The sequence below is a fragment of the Catonella morbi ATCC 51271 genome, assembly GCF_000160035.2.
Taxonomy (GTDB): Bacteria; Bacillota; Clostridia; order Lachnospirales; family Lachnospiraceae; genus Catonella; species Catonella morbi.
Genome location: NZ_KI535370.1, coordinates 176592 through 195174, shown reverse-complemented (window position 1 = coordinate 195174; position 18583 = coordinate 176592). Strand labels below are relative to the sequence as shown.

The 18583-nt window shown below is 37.9% G+C and carries 22 protein-coding genes; 19 read left to right on the top strand and 3 right to left on the bottom strand.

Going from position 1 to position 18583, the window contains the following annotated elements:
• Nucleotides 1-2: 2 nt before the first annotated feature.
• Genes recO through GCWU000282_RS13625 form a run of 3 tightly spaced genes read left to right on the top strand, consistent with a single transcriptional unit; the run spans nt 3 to nt 2720 of the window.
• Entirely contained in the window at nt 3-668 is a 666-nt protein-coding gene (recO, locus tag GCWU000282_RS13635) for a DNA repair protein RecO (protein ID WP_035041121.1), read from the top strand.
• A 2-nt stretch (nt 669-670) separates the two neighbouring features.
• Complete coding sequence (locus GCWU000282_RS13630) at nt 671-1282, top strand: hypothetical protein (RefSeq protein WP_035041118.1); 612 nt, start codon at nt 671-673, stop codon at nt 1280-1282.
• A 49-nt stretch (nt 1283-1331) separates the two neighbouring features.
• The gene (locus GCWU000282_RS13625; protein WP_023355744.1) at nt 1332-2720 is read left to right on the top strand and encodes a glycine--tRNA ligase; all 1389 of its coding nucleotides are present in this window, start codon (nt 1332-1334) and stop codon (nt 2718-2720) included.
• A 42-nt stretch (nt 2721-2762) separates the two neighbouring features.
• Here GCWU000282_RS13625 and GCWU000282_RS13620 read toward each other — a convergent pair whose 3' ends face one another.
• On the bottom strand, nt 2763-3725 hold the full coding sequence (locus tag GCWU000282_RS13620) for a DUF4846 domain-containing protein (protein ID WP_156913159.1): 963 nt from the start codon (nt 3723-3725) through the stop codon (nt 2763-2765).
• Nucleotides 3726-4137: 412 nt separating this feature from the next.
• Between GCWU000282_RS13620 and GCWU000282_RS13615 the strand changes: the two genes are divergently transcribed.
• The 11 genes from GCWU000282_RS13615 to GCWU000282_RS13565 all read left to right on the top strand — a co-directional run bounded on the left by GCWU000282_RS13615 (nt 4138) and on the right by GCWU000282_RS13565 (nt 12550).
• Nucleotides 4138-5586, top strand: coding sequence for an NAD(P)/FAD-dependent oxidoreductase (locus tag GCWU000282_RS13615; RefSeq protein ID WP_023355742.1), 1449 nt, complete (start codon nt 4138-4140; stop codon nt 5584-5586).
• Nucleotides 5587-6942 carry an NAD(P)/FAD-dependent oxidoreductase gene (locus tag GCWU000282_RS13610; protein WP_023355741.1) on the top strand — a complete coding sequence of 452 codons (1356 nt, stop codon included), beginning with the start codon at nt 5587-5589 and terminating at the stop codon, nt 6940-6942.
• A gap of 1 nt (nt 6943) precedes the next feature.
• Nucleotides 6944-7306, top strand: a complete 363-nt coding sequence (locus tag GCWU000282_RS13605; protein ID WP_035041115.1) for a DUF1667 domain-containing protein — start codon at nt 6944-6946, stop codon at nt 7304-7306.
• A 114-nt stretch (nt 7307-7420) separates the two neighbouring features.
• A complete protein-coding gene (locus GCWU000282_RS13600; RefSeq protein WP_023355739.1) occupies nt 7421-8398 on the top strand; it encodes a DNA/RNA non-specific endonuclease in 978 nt (325 codons plus the stop codon).
• Between the two features lie 230 nt (nt 8399-8628).
• Nucleotides 8629-9711, top strand: a complete 1083-nt coding sequence (gene asd / locus GCWU000282_RS13595; RefSeq protein ID WP_023355738.1) for an aspartate-semialdehyde dehydrogenase — start codon at nt 8629-8631, stop codon at nt 9709-9711.
• Between the two features lie 137 nt (nt 9712-9848).
• On the top strand, nt 9849-10247 hold the full coding sequence (locus GCWU000282_RS13590) for a NusG domain II-containing protein (protein ID WP_023355737.1): 399 nt from the start codon (nt 9849-9851) through the stop codon (nt 10245-10247).
• Nucleotides 10248-10256: 9 nt separating this feature from the next.
• Nucleotides 10257-10751 (top strand): Gx transporter family protein, encoded by a 495-nt coding sequence (locus GCWU000282_RS13585; RefSeq protein ID WP_023355736.1) that lies wholly within the window; start codon nt 10257-10259, stop codon nt 10749-10751.
• A 108-nt stretch (nt 10752-10859) separates the two neighbouring features.
• A complete protein-coding gene (locus GCWU000282_RS13580; protein ID WP_035041111.1) occupies nt 10860-11030 on the top strand; it encodes a hypothetical protein in 171 nt (56 codons plus the stop codon).
• A gap of 5 nt (nt 11031-11035) precedes the next feature.
• Nucleotides 11036-11377, top strand: a complete 342-nt coding sequence (locus GCWU000282_RS13575; protein WP_023355734.1) for an arsenate reductase family protein — start codon at nt 11036-11038, stop codon at nt 11375-11377.
• A 109-nt stretch (nt 11378-11486) separates the two neighbouring features.
• Nucleotides 11487-11663: a PspC domain-containing protein gene (locus GCWU000282_RS13570; RefSeq protein ID WP_035041108.1), complete on the top strand. Its 177-nt coding sequence runs from the start codon at nt 11487-11489 to the stop codon at nt 11661-11663.
• Between the two features lie 233 nt (nt 11664-11896).
• Nucleotides 11897-12550 (top strand): helix-turn-helix domain-containing protein, encoded by a 654-nt coding sequence (locus GCWU000282_RS13565; protein WP_023355732.1) that lies wholly within the window; start codon nt 11897-11899, stop codon nt 12548-12550.
• Nucleotides 12551-12603: 53 nt separating this feature from the next.
• Here GCWU000282_RS13565 and GCWU000282_RS13560 read toward each other — a convergent pair whose 3' ends face one another.
• On the bottom strand, nt 12604-12789 hold the full coding sequence (locus tag GCWU000282_RS13560; protein WP_023355731.1) for a hypothetical protein: 186 nt from the start codon (nt 12787-12789) through the stop codon (nt 12604-12606).
• Nucleotides 12782-14065 (bottom strand): hypothetical protein, encoded by a 1284-nt coding sequence (locus tag GCWU000282_RS13555; protein ID WP_023355730.1) that lies wholly within the window; start codon nt 14063-14065, stop codon nt 12782-12784. The genes GCWU000282_RS13560 and GCWU000282_RS13555 overlap by 8 nt, the downstream gene beginning before the upstream one ends.
• 313 nt (nt 14066-14378) lie before the next feature.
• Here GCWU000282_RS13555 and ychF point away from each other — a divergent pair, with 313 nt between their 5' ends.
• The 5 genes from ychF to GCWU000282_RS16100 all read left to right on the top strand — a co-directional run bounded on the left by ychF (nt 14379) and on the right by GCWU000282_RS16100 (nt 18576).
• Nucleotides 14379-15476 carry a redox-regulated ATPase YchF gene (gene ychF, locus GCWU000282_RS13550; protein WP_023355729.1) on the top strand — a complete coding sequence of 366 codons (1098 nt, stop codon included), beginning with the start codon at nt 14379-14381 and terminating at the stop codon, nt 15474-15476.
• 11 nt (nt 15477-15487) lie between these two features.
• The gene (gene lgt / locus GCWU000282_RS13545; protein ID WP_023355728.1) at nt 15488-16363 is read left to right on the top strand and encodes a prolipoprotein diacylglyceryl transferase; all 876 of its coding nucleotides are present in this window, start codon (nt 15488-15490) and stop codon (nt 16361-16363) included.
• A gap of 195 nt (nt 16364-16558) precedes the next feature.
• Nucleotides 16559-16993 carry a division/cell wall cluster transcriptional repressor MraZ gene (gene mraZ / locus GCWU000282_RS13540; protein WP_023355727.1) on the top strand — a complete coding sequence of 145 codons (435 nt, stop codon included), beginning with the start codon at nt 16559-16561 and terminating at the stop codon, nt 16991-16993.
• An 88-nt stretch (nt 16994-17081) separates the two neighbouring features.
• The gene (gene rsmH / locus GCWU000282_RS13535; protein ID WP_035041255.1) at nt 17082-18032 is read left to right on the top strand and encodes a 16S rRNA (cytosine(1402)-N(4))-methyltransferase RsmH; all 951 of its coding nucleotides are present in this window, start codon (nt 17082-17084) and stop codon (nt 18030-18032) included.
• Nucleotides 18025-18576 carry a hypothetical protein gene (locus GCWU000282_RS16100; protein ID WP_023355725.1) on the top strand — a complete coding sequence of 184 codons (552 nt, stop codon included), beginning with the start codon at nt 18025-18027 and terminating at the stop codon, nt 18574-18576. The genes rsmH and GCWU000282_RS16100 overlap by 8 nt, the downstream gene beginning before the upstream one ends.
• The last annotated feature ends 7 nt before the right edge of the window (nt 18577-18583 follow it).

Genomic DNA, 18583 nt, shown 5'->3' with positions numbered 1-18583 from the left:
CCTTGGCAGATGAAATAGAGGTATCGGGAGTAGTGGTTTCCTGTATGCCCATAGGTGAATATGATAAACGTGTTGTGATTATAACAGCAGAACTCGGAAGGATTCATGCCTTTGCAAGAGGGGCAAGGAGGACTAACAGTAAGCTCCTTGCAGGCACAGATCCGCTTACCTTCGGTACATTTAAGCTTATTTCAGGTAAAAATGCTTATACCTTGGTTGAGGTAAAAATAGTTAATTATTTTAATGAACTTAAAACGGATATAGACAGAGTTTATTACGGGTTTTATTTTTTAGAACTGGCATCATATTTTTCCAGGGAAAATATTGGAGAAAAAAACCTTATAAACTTGATATATATGGCTTTTAAAGCACTTGAAGCAAAGGTGGACAAGCTTACACCGGAGTTTATTAAAGCAATATTTGAGTGGAAAATATTTCAAATAGAGGGTATAATGCCTAGTATAGATGAAGGGATATTTCTTGGTAAAAAACTAAAGCCTTCAACTGTCTATGCAATAAAAATGATTGCTGTTACAGACATAACCAAGCTGTTTTCGTTTGACTTGGAAGCCGAGTCAAAAAGGGAATTTATTAAGCTTGCCGAAGAATACCGGGATTTAAATACCGATATTCAGTTTAAATCTTTGGAAATGATAAGAGAGGTATGAACATGAGAAAAAGAACCCTGTTAGCCTTGGGGTTAGTGACCGCTACAGTTGCACTGTCTTCTTGCAACAGTATGCCAAAAGAGATAAAGGTAGAAGATATTAAAGAGGAAATTCTTTATATGAGGAGCGATGGCAGTGGACAGGTAGCCTATGTGGAGGATTTTAAGGAGAAATATTTAAAGCTTGATGAACTTAAGGGTTATATTACTTCCGAGTTAAGTGCTTACAATAAAAAGTATGGTGAAAAGGCTGCGGTACTCAGTGAAATAGAGTTAAAAGGCGGCAAGGTAAGAGTAGTTCTTACTTTTAAGAGTGCTGAGGTATATACGGCTTTTAACAGTAAAAAGGGAGAGAACAATACAAAATTCCCTACTGTATCCGAGGCATTGTCAGAATTCGGAGAACTTACTTTTACAGAGGCAGGTTCAGAGGGGAACGTAAAAAAGGCAGCAGCGGAAGTTCTTACAGATAAATATAACATAGCGGTAATAGAAGGACCTATGCTTTTCCAGACAGGCAATAAGATTAAATATTATTCAGGCGGTACCCCGGAGGATGAACATCATATAAGAGTTGACGAGGGTAACAAAGCTGTGGTAGTATATTCTAAATGATTGTTAAAAAATAAACAATAAAGTGAATCAGAGAAAGAGAGGTAGACTTATGGAAAAGACAATGGAGAAAATTGTAGCTTTGGCTAAGGCAAGAGGTTTTGTATATCCGGGCTCGGAGATATATGGGGGACTTGCCAACACTTGGGATTACGGTAACCTGGGAGTAGAGCTGAAAAACAATGTAAAGAAGGCCTGGTGGAAAAAATTTATCCAGGAAAGCCCTTACAATGTGGGAGTTGACTGTGCCATTCTTATGAACCCACAGACCTGGGTGGCATCGGGGCATCTTGGAAGTTTCTCTGATCCGCTTATGGATTGTAAGTGTTGCCACGAAAGATTCAGGGCTGATAAGCTCATTGAAGACTTTGCAAAAGAAAAAACAATAACCTTAAGAAGTTCGGTTGACGGCTGGTCAAATGAAGAAATGAAGAGCTTTGTGGATGAGAATGAAATTCCTTGTCCAAGCTGCGGTAAGCATGACTTTACCGATATCCGCCAGTTCAACCTTATGTTTAAGACTTTTCAGGGTATTACGGAGGACAGTAAGGCTGTAGTTTATCTTCGACCTGAAACTGCACAGGGTATCTTTGTAAACTTTAAGAATGTACAGCGTACATCCAGAAAGAAGATACCTTTTGGAATAGGTCAGATAGGTAAGTCATTTAGAAATGAGATTACACCGGGAAACTTTACCTTCCGTACCAGAGAGTTTGAGCAGATGGAACTTGAATTCTTCTGTGAGCCGGGTACTGATATGGAGTGGTTCCATTATTGGAGACAGTTCTGTAAAGACTGGCTTATTTCTCTTGGTATGAAGGAAGAAGAAATGCGCCTGCGTGACCATGATCCTGAGGAACTTTCCTTTTATTCAAAGGGAACTACCGATATCGAGTTCTTGTTCCCATTTGGCTGGGGCGAGCTTTGGGGTATAGCTGACAGAACTGACTATGACCTTGGCAGACACCAGGAAATATCCGGTGAGCCTATGGAATATTTCGATGATGAGAAGAAGGAGAAATACATTCCTTATGTAGTAGAGCCTTCTCTTGGTGCAGACAGAGTAACTCTTGCCTTCCTTTGCGGTGCTTATGATGAGGAAGAGCTTGAGGGCGGAGATGTGCGTACAGTACTTCGTTTCCATCCTTTCCTTGCTCCTGTAAAGGTTGCAGTACTTCCTCTTTCCAAGAAACTTGGTGAAGGAGCTGAAAAGGTATTTGCAGAGCTGTCTAAAGACTGGAACTGCGAGTATGACGACAGAGGTGCTATCGGTAAGAGATACAGAAGACAGGATGAAATAGGTACTCCATTCTGCATTACTTACGACTTTGACTCAGAAACGGACGGTATGGTTACTGTAAGAGACAGAGACAGCATGGAGCAGGAAAGAGTTGCTATATCAGAGCTTAGAAATTATTTCAGAGAGAAGTTTGAGTTTTAATTAAAACATTAAAGTTACAGAGAGGACAAAACCTCTCTGTTTTTACTTATATCTCCTCAAACTCCCTTTCTCAAAACTGTATTCGGGAGTTCTGAGGGGGTATTTTATTTCCTCTTCATAATACCAGGGGTCTTCTTCATGAAGAGGATTTTTAAGAACCTGGAATTCCTGAGCAGGTAAATATCCCTGTGCTAAAAGATAGGCTTTCTTGCCCTCTGCATTTTTACAGATATCTGCAATCATAACTACATGACCGGGACTTCCGCCTCTTATAAATATATCCCCAACCCTTGCTTGCGAAAGCTTTATCTTTTTAGAGGCATAGTCCATATTTAAAGTACCTGAATAAGCAAAAACTATACGCATAAATCTTTTGAAGGAGTCATAGCTGCTATTATTCTTATAAGAAGCAACCCAGGAAATGCTGTTTCCGTTTATGCTTATGGCATAGCCCCTTCTCCATTTATCAAAATCAGCCACAAAGCCGGTTCCGAGAGGGAAAGTAATTTTATTGTATGCCTTATTCTTGTAATAATATTCTCCGTAAATTCTCATAATTGAGTCAGCACATTGTTGCAGGTCTTCATTTTCTATAGGAAGTTTAAAAACTGCTATATGGGCAGACTGATTTCCTTTTTCATTTCCGTTGTATAAAAGTACGGGACTGCCATCAGGCTTTAGTTTGTAATTTCTTAAAAATGCAGAAAAGCTTCCCTTTTTAGCCTTAATCCTCTTATAGCCTTCAGGAGTTAAAATACGTTTAATCAGGGTTTTGCCCGAAGGATTGATAAAGGAAGGTGTTTCATCGGTTGTTTCAGAAATATTTTTTTCCGAACCGGAGTTATCTGCCGGATTTTTAGATGAAGCAGATGTTGTAATTGTATTATCTAAATCGGTAGTATTGGCAGATGATGTGGTTTTTAATGAAGCTTTTGGTGCAGTCTGCCCGCCACATCCAAATAGCATAACAGTAAATGCACAAAGTACGATAATTTTTTTAACCATAATTTTAATTGCTCCTTTCACTTTACTCAAAGCATAAGCAGGTAGTGACAAATTTAACTTATTTTTTAGTTCTTGCGATATAAGGTTACTATAGCTATGATTCACGCAATCCTTAAAAATATCATTATACCGTTTTTATTCTAACATAAAATAAGCAACTATTGAACATTTGGGCTAAAAAGAGTATAATAAAATCAATAAGTTGTGCAGAGATAAAGAGAGCACACCAAAGAAGGAGAGAAATCTTCTGTTTTGGTGTGCTTTTTTAGTTAGCTAGGAAATTCCTCAGGAATTTCACGATAATCAAAATCTATCTAAGGTATGCGAAGTTCTTGGTAGGGAAGTTTGTCTTATGGTACAAATCACAGGTGGAATTTGTGTGAAGCTCATCTTTTAATAAAAGGAGAAACCTATGGAAAATATTATGGGAAGTTATGATGTGGTAATTATAGGGGCAGGAGTAGTAGGTTCTGCGGTAGCCAGAGAACTTTCAAGATATGAGCTTTCGGTGGCTGTACTTGAGAAAGAAGAAGATGTATGTTCGGGTACTTCTAAAGCAAACAGCGGAATAGTGCATGCAGGACATGATGCCAAGCCGGGTTCCAATAAAGCGAAATTCAATGTTGAAGGCAGTAAGATGATGCCTGGGCTTGCAAAAGAACTGGATTTTGAATTTGAAAATAATGGTTCCCTGGTGCTTTGTTTTGACGATGCTGACAGATATAAACTCACGGAACTTCTTGAAAGAGGCAGGGAAAATGGAGTTAAGGAACTTAGAATTATAGAAGGTGATGAGGTAAGAAGGATAGAGCCGGAAGTCACAGATGAAGTTGTGGCGGCTCTCTTAGCTCCTACGGGTGGTATAGTCTGCCCATTCGGACTTACCATAGCACTTGCAGAAAATGCCTGCGATAATGGCGTGGAATTCAGGTTTTTAACCAAGGTAGAGAATATTAAAAAAATAGAGACTGACTTTATTATTACAACGAACAGGGGTGAAATAAGGGCTAAATACATAGTAAATGCTGCCGGAGTATATGCGGATACAATGCATAATTTCGTAAGCAGCCACAAGCTTCAGATAAAGCCTAGAAAGGGTGATTATTGTCTGCTTGATAAAGGGCTTGACGGTTTTGTAAAGCGTACTGTATTTCAGCTACCAAGCAGCAAAGGAAAGGGTATATTGGTTACACCTACCGTACATGGAAATCCGATGCTAGGCCCTACAGCCACTGAAACCGATGATAGGGAAGGAAATGAAACTACTGCAGCAGACCTTGCCTATGTGCTTGAAATGTCAGGGAAGAGCGTAAGGGATGTTCCGTTTAGGCAGATAATAACCTCATTTAGCGGACTGAGGGCAGCAGAAGCAGGGGGTGACTTTGTTATAGGAGAAGCAGATGATTGCGAAGGCTTCTTTGATGCAGCCGGTATTCAATCTCCGGGACTTACAAGTGCACCGGCTATAGGAAAATTTCTGGCTGAACAGATTGCGGATAGGGCAGAAGCTAAGGTCAAGCTTAACTGGAACGGAAAACGTAAAAGAATTGTAAAAGCAGCTCTGCTTCTCGGTGAAAAAAGAGCTGAACTGATTAAAGAGAATCCTAAGTATGGGAAAATAGTCTGCCGTTGCGAAGAAATAAGCGAAGCTGAAATTATAGATGCAATTACAAGGACTCTCGGAGCAACTTCTCTGGATGGTCTTAAAAGAAGGGTTAGGCAGGGAGCAGGCAGATGTCAGGCAGGTTTTTGTACACAGAGAGCTATGGAGTTACTTTCGGAATATGCTCACATTCCGATTGATAAAGTAACAAAGAATGCGCCGGGTTCAGAGCTTTTGGTATCTAAGGAGGACGAATAAATGGAGTGCAGGGATATAGTTATTATAGGAGGAGGTCCGGCGGGGCTTGCAGCAGCCATAGCAGCAAAGAAATCAGGGGTAAATGATGTTCTTATTCTTGAAAGAGACAGTTGTCTTGGTGGAATATTAAATCAGTGCATTCATAACGGATTTGGTCTCCATACTTTTAAGGAAGAACTTACAGGGCCTGAATATGCTGCAAGATATATAGAGAAAGCGACTGAAGAAAATATTCCATATAAGCTAAATACCATGGTTTTAAGCATAAGTGACAAACTTGAAATTGCTGCTGTAAATGAAGAAGATGGACTTATAAACATAAAAGCGAAGGCAGTTATTCTGGCTATGGGCTGTAGGGAAAGGCCGAGAGGGGCACTAAATATACCGGGTTTTAGACCGGCCGGTGTGTATTCGGCAGGCACAGCTCAGCGCCTTATAAATATAGAAGGACAACAGGTTGGAAAAGAGATTGTTATACTTGGTTCGGGTGACATAGGACTTATTATGGCAAGGCGGATGACTCTTGAGGGAGCGAAGGTAAAGCTGGTAGCCGAACTTTTACCGTATTCGGGAGGTCTCAAGAGAAATATAGTTCAGTGCCTTGATGATTTTGGAATACCTCTCCTCTTAAGTCATACGGTAGTTAAGATTCATGGTAAAAAGAGGGTGACAGGTGTAACTATAGCTAAGGTTGGAAATGACAGAAAGCCTGTTGCAGGAACTGAGGAATATTATACTTGTGATACCTTGCTCTTATCAGTGGGACTTTTACCTGAAAATGAGCTTTCAAAATCAGCAGGAGTTGAGCTTAGCAATATTACTGGAGGACCAGTTGTAAATGATAGTCTCACTACAAGTGTAGAAGGAATCTTTGCCTGTGGCAATGTACTTCATGTACATGACCTTGTTGACTTTGTATCCGAAGAAGCGGCAATAGCCGGAGAAAATGCAGCAGAATATGTACTTAATCAGGTTGTCTGCAGTAGCCCGGATAGTGTAAGAACATTAATTTCTGATCTAAATAATGTAAAAGTAAGCAATGAATTTAAAGCAGTCTGTAATATATCAGAAAATAAGCAGGATTATATAAATATAAAGGCTGAAAATGGCGTAAGATACACAGTTCCTCAAAAAGTCAATGTTATGTCTATGAAGGACAGGCTTAAGGTACGTTTTAGGGTGGGAGACGTGTATAAAGATAAATTTATCTCGGTATATGCAGGAGATGAGAGGATTATTCATAAAAAGAAGAAGATACTGGCGCCGGGTGAAATGGAAGAAGTTTTGCTTGAAAAAGTTAAACTTAAAGCTATAGACGGACTTTCAGGTATCAGAGTTTGTCTGGAGGAGGACTGATATGGAAAAAAGAGAATTGACCTGTATTTCCTGTCCTATGGGCTGTCAGATGACAGTATCTGTGGAAAAAGGGGAGATAAAAGTAACAGGAAATAACTGTAAGCGGGGAGAAATATATGCCAAAAAGGAAGTAACCGATCCGAGAAGAGTGGTGACATCATCTGTCAGGGTGAAGAACGGTGAGCTTATGAGGGTGTCTGTAAAGACGGAAACTGATATACCTAAAGATAAGATATTTGATTGTATGGCAGATATTTTTAAGGCTGAAGTTGTGGCTCCCGTGAAAATTGGAGATATTATTATAGAAAACTGTGCGGGAACCGGGATTGCAGTAGTTGCAACAAGAAATGTGGGAAAGAGATAAAACTATATTTTTTGAAAGATTTTCCGGCTTGTAAATCTATTTAAAAACTGTTACAATAAAACTGATGTTTGGGATATAGAAAGTGTCAATATTTACATTTAGGAGAAAGCCGCTATGAGAAAAATGAAAACAAGTTTACTCGTTCTTCTTTCTGTCATTGGGATAGTTTTTGCAGGAACCGGACTGAAAGATTTTAACCCGTTAAAAAATATCAGTAATGTAAAAACTTATGCTGAGACAGAGTCTAAAAGCAGTATTGACATTAAATCAATACCTGAGTACAGTGGGACTCCTTATGTAGTAATTAATGGCGGGAAACCTTCATTTTCGGAAAAAGACAAGGAAAGAGTCGAAGAATACAGTGAGTTGGATAAGTACGGAAGATGCGGAACAGCTTTTGCCAATGTAAGTAAAGAGCTTATGCCAACCAAGCCAAGAGAGTCTATACGTGAGGTACGTCCAAGCGGCTGGCATACAGTTAAGTATGAAAAAATAATAGAAGACAGATACTTATACAACCGTTGTCACTTGATTGCTTATAAGCTGGCCGGTGAAAATGCCAATGAAAAAAATCTTATAACCGGTACCAGATACTTCAATGTAGAAGGAATGCTTCCTTTTGAGGACGAGGTTGCAGACTATGTAAATGCAACAGGAAATCATGTGCTTTATAGAGTAAGACCGATATTTAAGGGAAGTGATTTAGTTGCACGCGGTGTTCAGATGGAGGCAGAGTCTGTAGAGGATAACGGAAAAGGAGTCTCCTTTAACGTATACTGTTACAATGTACAGCCGGGAATCAGGATTAACTATAAAGACGGAAGTAGCCAACCTGAAAGCGAGGTAGTGGCAAATAAGAATAAACAAAGTAAAAAGGAAAATGACCGTAAGTCTAAAAAATCTAAGAAGGTAGTGGTTGATAACGGAGTAAAAGTAAGTGTCCATTATATTGCCAATACTAATACTAAGAAATTTCATCTGAGTACCTGCAGGAGTGTAAAGTTGATGAAAGCTAAGAATATGTATAAGTCTGACAATAGAAAAGAACTTATAGACAGTGGGTATGTACCTTGTAAAATATGCAGGCCTTAATGCGCTATAGGACGGCTTGCACATATTTTCAGGAATTAAAAGATAATGAATACTGCTGAAACTTGTGTCATAGTATATTAAAAATGAAAAATAGTCCGCATACCTTTGTAAAGTTTTGCTAAAATTTTAAAAAATTAAAAATATCCTTGAAATTTAACTGCAAAAGTAGTAGTATAGCGGTTATACTAAAAAAGACAAATGTTCGCGTCTGAAAGACAAGGAGAATAAATATGGAAAAGTTAAAAGTAGGTGTGCTTGGTGCAACAGGTATGGTAGGTCAGAGATTTCTTTCTCTGCTTGAAAACCATGAATGGTTTGATGTAGTCTGTGTAGCTGCATCTCCAAGAAGTGCAGGAAAGACTTATGAAGAGGCCGTAGGAAGCAGATGGAAGCTGGATACTCCTATGCCTGAGAAGGTAAAGGGTTTAATAGTAGATAATGTAAATGACGTTGAAAAAGTCAGTGCTAAGGTTGATTTTGTATTTAGTGCGGTAGATATGACTAAAGACGAGATTAAGGCTATAGAGGAAGCTTATGCTAAGACTGAGACTCCTGTAGTTTCTAATAACTCAGCTCACAGATGGACACCTGATGTGCCTATGGTGGTACCTGAAATCAACCCTGAACATCTTGAAGTAATTAAGTTTCAGCAGCAGAGACTGGGAACTAAGAAAGGATTTATTGCAGTTAAGCCGAACTGCTCAATCCAGAGTTATACACCTGCACTCCATGCGCTTAAAGAGTTTAACCCTGTAAGAGTAGTAGCAACAACTTATCAGGCTATTTCCGGTGCGGGCAAGAACTTTAGTGATTGGCCTGAAATGGTTGGCAATATTATTCCTTATATCGGCGGTGAGGAAGAAAAGAGTGAGCAGGAACCTCTTCGTATTTGGGGACATATTGAAAACGGAGTTATAGTTAAGGCTGAGGCTCCGCTTATTACAACCCAGTGTATAAGAGTACCTGTGCTTAACGGACATACAGCAGCTGTATTTGTGGATTTTGAAAAGAAACCTTCCAAGGAAGAAATGATAGCAAAATGGAAAAGCTTTAAGGGACTTCCGCAGGAGCTTGAACTTCCGAGTGCTCCAAAGAATTTCATTCAGTATCTTGAGGAGGATAACCGCCCTCAGGTGGCTCTTGATGTAGATTATGAGAGAGGAATGGGAGTTTCTTTGGGAAGGCTTCGTGAAGACAGCCTTTTCCAATATAAGTTTGTGGGACTTTCACACAATACCCTAAGAGGAGCAGCGGGCGGAGCTGTGCTTATAGCTGAGCTTCTTGTTAAGCAGGGAAGAATTGAGAAGAAATAAATAGAATAATTGTTTGTGTTATAGCTAAACCGATTGATTAGTCTGAGATTGACTTTCAATCGGTTTTTTGCGTATAATTTAATACAAGTGTCAAAAGTATAAAAATTGCACTAATTATGGAGTTGTAAATACAGACTATGGATAAGAACAAGAAAAAAAGAAAACATGATATTATTTTGGGGCTGATTTTGCTGTCAGTCGCTTTAATATTATTTGTTATAGATTTAACAAATGTTTCCTCGGATACCGGAAATAAGAAAGTAGTTGTATCTGTTGATGGAAAGAAAATAGCGGAGTATCCGCTTAAAAAGGATGCAACGTATGAACTTAGCGGCTCTCATTTGGGAACCAATACCCTTGTGATAAAGTCAGGAAAAGCTTATATTTCCGAAGCAAGCTGCCCTGACAAACAATGTATGAAACAGGGAAAAATAAGCAGGGCAGGAGAAATGCTGGTCTGCCTTCCAAACAGAGTCGTAGTTAAGATAGTCGATAGCAAAGAAGATGAACCGGTTATAGACGGAGTTTCAGGTTAGGAGGATACTGTGGCAAAAAGAGTTTCACTTTACGGAATACTTGTAGCATTGGCTTTTATAGCAAGCTATATAGAGGTGCTTATTCCGTTTAACTTTCATGTGCCCGGTATGAAGCTTGGATTGGCCAATATAGTTGTACTTATAGCCCTTTATACCGGAGGAGCAAGGGCAGGAATTACGGTTTCTGTAATTAGGATAATCTTAGTTGGATTTACCTTTGGGAATCCTTACAGTGCAATTTATGGGCTTTCAGGTGGGATTTTAAGCTTTGTGGTTATGCTTCTCCTTAAAAAAACAGATTTCTTTGGAATAGCCGGAGTCAGTATGGCGGGAGGAGTGGCGCACAATATAGGTCAGCTTTTTTGTGCAATGGTATTATTAAAACTTCCGGCAGTATTTTCCTATCTTTCCTATCTTATGTTTATAGGAATTATTACAGGAGCATTGATAGGAATTATTGTGGAAGAAGTATTGAAGAGGGTGGTAAAAGTCAGGACAATATAATTATAAAAAACAACTTTATAGGACATTGTTAAAATACTGATATAAATATTGATTGTTCAAGTTTAAAAAATGGAAAATAAATGATATCATATTAAAAGGAGAAACATGATGGAAACCCGGTATTATGAAGTGGTTAGTATAGACGGTGATTATGCAAATCTTAAGAGAATTGACATTGAGTCAGATGATGTAAAACTTGTTGCAAGGGCTCTGCTTCCGGAAGAAATATCAGAGGGAAGCAAGCTTAAATATGAAATGTTTGAATATATATTGGAGTAGGGATTATGAATATACAGATTTTTGGAACTAAGAAATGCAATGATACTAAAAAAGCAGAACGTTATTTTAAGGAACGGGGAATAAAATATCAGTTTGTGGATATGAAAGAAAAAGGTATGAGTAAGGGGGAATTTACTTCTGTTGCCGAGAAAAACGGTGGAGTGGATAATATGCTAAACCCTGATGCAAAAGATAAAGATGCGTTGGCGCTCATAAAAAATATTGCGGATGAGGATAAGCTTATAACCATTCTTGAAAACCAACAGGTGATTAAAACCCCGATTGTAAGAAATGGCAGGCAGTCCACTCTTGGCTATCAGCCGGATGTATGGAAGGCTTGGGAATAGAGGAAAAAGTTAACAAATTCATAAGATAATGTTAATATTGCAGTGATTGAAAAAACAGCCCCTCTATGATAAAATTATCGTATTATTTAATAAAAGGAAGGTAATAAATATGAAGAGATTGGTAAAGAGTCCTGATAGAAGATTACTTGGTGTATGTGGCGGAATAGCAGAATATTTTGACTTAGATCCAAATGTTGTAAGGATTCTTTGGGTAGTTTTCTGCTTGCTTGGCGGAAGTGGGGTTCTTGCTTATATTATTGCAGCATTAATAATGCCAAATGAGTAAGATTTAATCAAAGTGAAAAAAGAGAATAGTTAGATTATATGTGCTATGCTAATGCCTATACACTCTTTGTTTATCTAAGAGATTATAGGCTATTTTTGAAATCAGCAAAAATACCATAATGTAAAAGAATTTTGACACGAATTTTTAACAATGTACAAGTGATTTGATAGACGTTTTGATACACAAACAATAAAATAAATGTATCAAAAAACATATCGATAGGAGAAAGGATAATGGAAATAGGGAGCAAAATTAAAAAATCAAGAACTGAAGCTGGCTTCACTCAAGAACAGGTAGCTGAATCTCTTGGTGTCAGCAGACAGACAATATCCAATTGGGAAAATGAGAAATCATATCCGGATATTATCAGTGTGCTTAAGATGAGCGACTTATTTAAAGTTAGCCTTGACTATCTACTGAAAGGAGAAACGTCTATGAATAGTTATGTTGAGTATCTTGATGAAAGTACAAATGTGGTAAAGAGTAAAACAAGGTTATCTAAAATAATCTTAATTGTTTCGTATTTGATTGTGTGGGCGATTGCAATCATTGCGTTTTGGTTCTTTTTAGATCCGGGTGATGCAATGGGATACTCCCTTATGTACCTGTGGATTATACTGCCTACAACTACATTTGTTGTATCTATGTTGATTGGTAAAAATAATTTCTGGGGTAAAGCTAAATGGTTTACATCCGTTGGATTCGGAATTATGTATATGTTATCGGAATATGCTACATTTTCTATGGCAAATAATGTTAGCTTCGGTAAGATAAATGTTCCGCAATTTTCAATGGTTACTGCCGGGATTATTATTTCCTTAATTGGTCTCGGTATTGGACATTTAATATATGTCATTGGTAAAAAAAGAAAGGTAAACGAAAAGTAATAAATGTATTGATTCGGGGCTGCTTTTTGATTATTAAAAGCAGCCCCGTTGCTTTAGAAATCATCATTATCAGAATCATCTTCCCAACCGGAGTTGAAATGTAGCTCTCCGGTATCCATATCCATAGATATATTGTCGCCAATTCGTATATGAATATCGCCATCTGAGTCGATTCCCATATTTTCAGAAGTCTGATAGATGAAATCTCCGTTATCATAATTAAAAATAGGATTATACATGTTTAACCTCCTTTTCTGTGTAAAGTTTCTGAATAGATTCGTAGGTATAGTTTAATTCATTAATCAAGAACTGTACTTCAGAATCAGATGATTTAGCAGTTATATGAACAACATTGGTTATAAAGCCTTTGATTGCTTCTGTTCCTATGAGGCATGGATACGTAAAAGCAACAAAATCTATGTCCGGATATAGGTATAGGTCTCTAGTTGCCTCTGCTTTTATGAACTGTTTCGTATATGTGTTAGAAAGTTTTAAGCGTTCATAATAAGTGTTGCAATATTTCGTGCTTTCATTGATTGCTTTATTCAGTAAATTCAAAACATCTCTATTGTGCTTTATTGTCTTTTCTATAAAGTAAGAAACATTCTGTTTTTTCTGTTTAATCATTCGCTCAAGCAATACCCCGGCATAAGGAAAGATGAATGTGTTTTTTTCACCTCTATAAGCGGATTCTATAGTGAATGGTTCAAAGAAGTATGAAAGAGTTGTGTCTGTACATAATGCGAGGCTAGTTATAAATTGTTCAGTATTCTTTGACTGTGGCAGTTTGTATTCATGAGGATGCCATCCGTATAAATGGGACAGTTTATAAAGCATAGGTACTTCACGTGCATGTAAACGATCTAACATATCAAAATCTTTATTCTTTATTGCCAAAGCCATCAGCTTAAAACGAAGGTCATCCTTTTCTTTTAACCATAGATCTAAGTTGTCTGTATGCCCAATATCTCTTCGCTTAATACTTGTTCCGGCACCGAAACAAGCGCCATATCCACCGAAGCTCTCGTGATATTCTTGTTTGTCATCTCCCACAAACCAAATATATTTGGAATCTAAGAGATACTTAAGAAGGGGATAATTGCCTGCTTCCAGAGCATAATCAATGACAGTTTTATTATATTCATCAGGATTTAAAAACAATTTATCTTTTCTTTGAATATAGTCTTCCCAATCTTTTGGATTATCTGAATGAGCAATAGAGTAATTAGTTACATGGTTTGATGTTTCTGTGAAAGAAGTTCCGGCACTGACAAGATTTTCGATAGATACCCCGAGAAGCTCTGCAAAAATAGGAAGATCTTCTATCTGAATCCATTTGTTTCCCTTGGTTATCTGACATATACGGTTTTGAATGTTTGGAATTGCATCCGCATCCGCATAACCATATCGAGTTTTTAAATACTCTATACCAAACCGGCGTGCACTTTTGAATCTGCTTTCACTTATAAGGTCTGCGATATGATGACCTATTTCTTTTTTATCTACAGTAAACACGATTTTTACCTCCTTATAACAGTATTATACTTACACCTATATTAAAAAGATATATCTATTTGGTATATGTATTTTGCATATAAAATTACTTCACTAAAAAATATATGCAAAAAGCATACAATATAAAAGTCTGAGATAATATGAAAAACCAAAACTATTGTGAAATAAAAATTAAAATGGTATAATAAATAAGTTATATTTAGCATATTTTATATTACTACAACAGATGCTGAAAAAATAGGGAAATTGACTTAGTGGCTGATGCCACAGAAAGCCCGTAAAACAAAGAAAAATCGAAGGAGATATAATATATATGAAACTGGGAATCGTAGGCCTGCCGAATGTAGGCAAAAGTACATTATTTAACTCATTAACCAAGGCGGGGGCTGAATCGGCAAACTACCCATTCTGTACCATTGATCCGAATGTAGGCGTGGTTGCGGTACCTGATGAACGCCTTAATGTGCTTGGAAAGATGCATAATTCGGGCAGAATAGTGCCTGCGGCTATTGAATTTGTAGATATAGCGGGACTTGTAAAGGGAGCATCCAAGGGAGAAGGACTTGGAAACCAGTTCCTTGCAAATATAAGAGAAGTAGATGCTATAGTTCACGTAGTAAGATGCTTTGAGGATACCAATATTATCCATGTAGAAGGTTCTATTTCACCTGGCAGAGACATAGAGACTATTAATCTTGAGCTTATATTTGCCGATATAGAAGTGCTTGAAAGAAGAAAAAGCAGGGTAGCTAAGTCTGTAAGTGCGGATAAGATATACAAAAAAGAACTTGATATGATAGTAAGGCTAATGGCTTTCCTTGAAGCCGGCAATCTTGCAAAGGCTTTTGAAAGAGAAGATGAGGACGAAGAAAAATTCTTTGCTGAATACAATCTCCTTACAGCAAAGCCTGTCATTTATGCGGCAAATGTAAAGGATGATGACTTGGCTGATGACGGAGCAAACAATCAGTATGTAAAAGAAGTAAGAGATATAGCTGCAAAAGAAGGCTCAGAGGTATTTGTGGTATGCGCACAGATAGAACAGGAAATATCAGAGCTTGATGATGAGGATAAAAAGAGCTTTTTGGAGGACTTGGGACTTTCTGAGTCAGGTCTTGAGAAGTTAATAAAAGCAAGTTATAAGCTTCTTGGACTTATAAGCTACATTACGGCAGGAGAAATGGAGACTAAGGCCTGGACTATAACAGCCGGCACCAAGGCTCCTCAGGCGGCGGGAAAAATTCATACAGATTTTGAACGCGGATTTATCAGGGCAGAGGTAGTCAGCTATGATAATCTTATAGCTTGCGGAAGTATGGCCGCTGCTAAAGAAAAGGGACTTGTAAGAAGTGAGGGCAAGGAATATGTTATGAATGACGGAGACATAGTTCTTTTCCGCTTTAATGTATAAGGAGATTGCCTATGTTTGCATTAGATGCGATTTCTTTTCCAAATCTTGGTATAACAATTGAGAATCTTCCTAAGAGTATATCTGTGTTTGGAAGGTTTGATATAGCTTTTTATGGAATAATAATAGGAATAGGTATAGCCCTGGGTTATATAGTTGCAAGTTTTCAGGCAACCAGAACCGGTCAGGATAAGGAAGTTTATCTTGACTTTGCCATGTATGCGGTAATTATTTCCATAATTGGGGCAAGAATATACTATGTGGTATTTTCTTGGGATGATTATAAGGATGATCTTGTACAGATATTTAATCTGAGAGCAGGCGGACTTGCTATTTACGGAGGTGTTATAGGTGGTGTAGCTACAGCCTTTGTATACTCAAAAATTAAGAAAATGAAGTTTACTTTGCTTGCAGATACTGCCTGTGCAGGACTTCTAACGGGACAGATTATAGGACGCTGGGGAAACTTCTTTAACAGAGAAGCTTTTGGTGATTACACTAATAATTTGCTGGCAATGCGTCTTTCTACCTATGATGTTTCACAAAATGCAATAACGAGGAAGATGCTTGAAATGGCGGAAGAAGGAGGTTATGTCGGCTTTGTTCAGGTACACCCTACCTTCCTGTATGAATCGGTTTGGAATTTGTTTATTCTTATAATAATACTGATATATACAAAACATAAGAAGTTTGAGGGTGAACTTTTCCTGATTTACATGGGCGGCTATGGTCTTGGAAGAGCATTTATAGAAGGACTGAGAACAGATCAGCTTACTATCGGTAATACAGGAATAGCCGTATCACAGGTATTGGCGTTCTCATTATTTATAATAAGCACAATTATAATAGTATATAAGAGGATTACTTTTAAGAAAAAAATAAAAAAATAAATAATTATTTAAGAAACAGAAAGTCTTCAAATTCCCTTAAAATAAGGGATTGAGGGCTTTTTTGTATTTTAAAATGCTTATAACAGAACATGTGTATTGTTGCAAAAATGTTAAATTTATAATAAAATGTAACAAAAGTGGAGTAAAGTGGTGACTAAGATATAGAAAGTGGTTTAAAAGGGAGGAGGTGTTCTTATGTTTACCGGTTCTTATGAGCATACAGTAGACGCTAAGGGCAGGCTCATCGTTCCTTCCAAGTTCAGAGAAGAACTTGGAGAAAAATTCATTATCACTTTCGGACTTGACGGCTGTTTATATATGTATCCCATGAATAAATGGGAGGATTTTGTCAACCAGCTCTCTACTCTCAGAGGAGACAAGGACAGCAGAGCATTGCAGAGATATTTTTTGGCTTCTGCGGTTGAGAGCGAGATAGATAAACAGGGAAGAACACTGTTGCCTGCAACACTTCGTGAAAAGGTAAATATTGAAAAGAATGTTATGATAGTCGGAATGATGGGAAAAATAGAAATATGGGATAAAGAGCTTTGGGACAATAATAATGCGGAATTTGGAGACATCAATGAAATAGCGGAACGCCTTGCAGAATACAATCTGAATTTTATGTGATGCTTCTAAACTGAATGAAGAAATATTAAGATAAGGCTGATTATAGAGGGTGTTATTTGAAAGGAGGAATATGTTTATGAGTGAAAACATAGAGTTTAAACATATTCCCATAATGCTGGAAGAGGTTATAGAGGGACTGGACATAAAGCCAAACGGAATATATGTAGACGGAACTTTGGGTGGCGGAGGTCATTCTTATGAAATTGCTAAAAGGCTTGTAAGTGGCGGAAGACTGATTGGTATAGATCAGGATGAGGCTGCAATAAAGGCTGCCGGTGCCAGACTTTCGGAGTTTGGTGACAGAGTTATTATAGTAAGAAGCAATTATGCTCAGATGGTGAGTGTATTGCAAAGTTTAGGCATAGAACAGGTAGATGGAATACTCTTAGATTTGGGAGTTTCTTCTCATCAGCTTGACAATGCGGAAAGAGGCTTTTCATATATGGAAGATGCCCTTCTTGATATGAGAATGGACAGAAGGCAGGAAAAGACTGCCAGAGATATAGTGAACTATTACAGTCAGGCTGAACTCACCCGTATAATAAGGGATTATGGAGAAGATAGATTTGCTGCTAAAATCGTAGCTAAAATAATAGATTTCAGAGAAAATAAACCGGTTGAAACCACCGGAGAATTGGCAGAGATTATTAAATCGGCAATTCCCGTAAAATACAGACTGACCGGAGGGCATCCCGCAAAGCGTACCTTTCAGGCTATCAGAATAGAGCTTAACAGGGAGCTCGGAGTTTTGGAGGAATCGATCGAAGGGATGCTGGATATACTTTCGGACGGAGGAAGAATGGCAGTTATTGCTTTTCATTCTTTGGAGGACAGAATCGTAAAATCCGCTTTTAAGAAAGCAGAGTCACCTTGCACCTGCCCGCCTGATTTTCCAATATGTGTTTGCGGCAAAAAATCAAAAGGGTTTGTAGCTTCGAGAAAACCTTTAATACCGTCTGATGAGGAAACGGAAAGGAATCCGAGAGCAAAGAGTTCTAAACTTAGAATCTTTGTCAGAAAGAGAGAAGAGAATGAGTGAAAAAAGAAATGTAAGAAGTATAAAAAGAGACAGAAGTCTGACCAATGGCTCGATGGCATTAAATGTAAGGAGTAGTGCTCTCCCTAAAAGAAGATATTTGCCGGAAAGACAGCCGGAAACAGTAAAGGCACCTAAAAAGCAAATAGAAAGATATGCCGGTATGGGGGCTGCACCTTCCATTGATTTTTTTGGCTTTGCAGGCTTTATGATTGTAGCGGCTTTGCTTGTGGTTATCAGTATAGGCTATATAAGGGTTTACAATGAAGTTAAGCAGACTGAAATTGAGACCAGGGCTATAAACAGGGAAGTAAACAGTCTTAAAATAACAAATGATAATATTGAAAACGCTTTGTATAATGACATTGATTTGGAAAATATAAGGAAAGTGGCTATTGAAAAGTATGGCATGGTATATCCTTATGAAAATCAGGTGGTGACATATAAAAGTGTGACTAACGGCTATGTAAGGCAGTATGGTGACCTAAAGGGGAATGAATCATTGAGCCTTATTGAGAAGATATTAAGAGTAGTTAATGCCGAATAGGAGTTAT

Coding starts and splice junctions, on each gene's coding strand:
- GCWU000282_RS13560 (WP_023355731.1), bottom strand. CDS start 12,789: ATGTATAATCCTATTTTTAATTATGATAACGGAGATTTCATCTATCAG.
- ychF (WP_023355729.1), top strand. CDS start 14,379: ATGAAACTGGGAATCGTAGGCCTGCCGAATGTAGGCAAAAGTACATTA.
- GCWU000282_RS13590 (WP_023355737.1), top strand. CDS start 9,849: ATGGATAAGAACAAGAAAAAAAGAAAACATGATATTATTTTGGGGCTG.
- GCWU000282_RS13625 (WP_023355744.1), top strand. CDS start 1,332: ATGGAAAAGACAATGGAGAAAATTGTAGCTTTGGCTAAGGCAAGAGGT.
- GCWU000282_RS13565 (WP_023355732.1), top strand. CDS start 11,897: ATGGAAATAGGGAGCAAAATTAAAAAATCAAGAACTGAAGCTGGCTTC.
- asd (WP_023355738.1), top strand. CDS start 8,629: ATGGAAAAGTTAAAAGTAGGTGTGCTTGGTGCAACAGGTATGGTAGGT.
- GCWU000282_RS13610 (WP_023355741.1), top strand. CDS start 5,587: ATGGAGTGCAGGGATATAGTTATTATAGGAGGAGGTCCGGCGGGGCTT.
- mraZ (WP_023355727.1), top strand. CDS start 16,559: ATGTTTACCGGTTCTTATGAGCATACAGTAGACGCTAAGGGCAGGCTC.
- GCWU000282_RS13605 (WP_035041115.1), top strand. CDS start 6,944: ATGGAAAAAAGAGAATTGACCTGTATTTCCTGTCCTATGGGCTGTCAG.
- GCWU000282_RS13630 (WP_035041118.1), top strand. CDS start 671: ATGAGAAAAAGAACCCTGTTAGCCTTGGGGTTAGTGACCGCTACAGTT.
- GCWU000282_RS13580 (WP_035041111.1), top strand. CDS start 10,860: ATGGAAACCCGGTATTATGAAGTGGTTAGTATAGACGGTGATTATGCA.
- GCWU000282_RS13575 (WP_023355734.1), top strand. CDS start 11,036: ATGAATATACAGATTTTTGGAACTAAGAAATGCAATGATACTAAAAAA.
- GCWU000282_RS13600 (WP_023355739.1), top strand. CDS start 7,421: ATGAGAAAAATGAAAACAAGTTTACTCGTTCTTCTTTCTGTCATTGGG.
- GCWU000282_RS16100 (WP_023355725.1), top strand. CDS start 18,025: ATGAGTGAAAAAAGAAATGTAAGAAGTATAAAAAGAGACAGAAGTCTG.
- GCWU000282_RS13570 (WP_035041108.1), top strand. CDS start 11,487: ATGAAGAGATTGGTAAAGAGTCCTGATAGAAGATTACTTGGTGTATGT.
- GCWU000282_RS13615 (WP_023355742.1), top strand. CDS start 4,138: ATGGAAAATATTATGGGAAGTTATGATGTGGTAATTATAGGGGCAGGA.
- GCWU000282_RS13620 (WP_156913159.1), bottom strand. CDS start 3,725: ATGGTTAAAAAAATTATCGTACTTTGTGCATTTACTGTTATGCTATTT.
- lgt (WP_023355728.1), top strand. CDS start 15,488: ATGTTTGCATTAGATGCGATTTCTTTTCCAAATCTTGGTATAACAATT.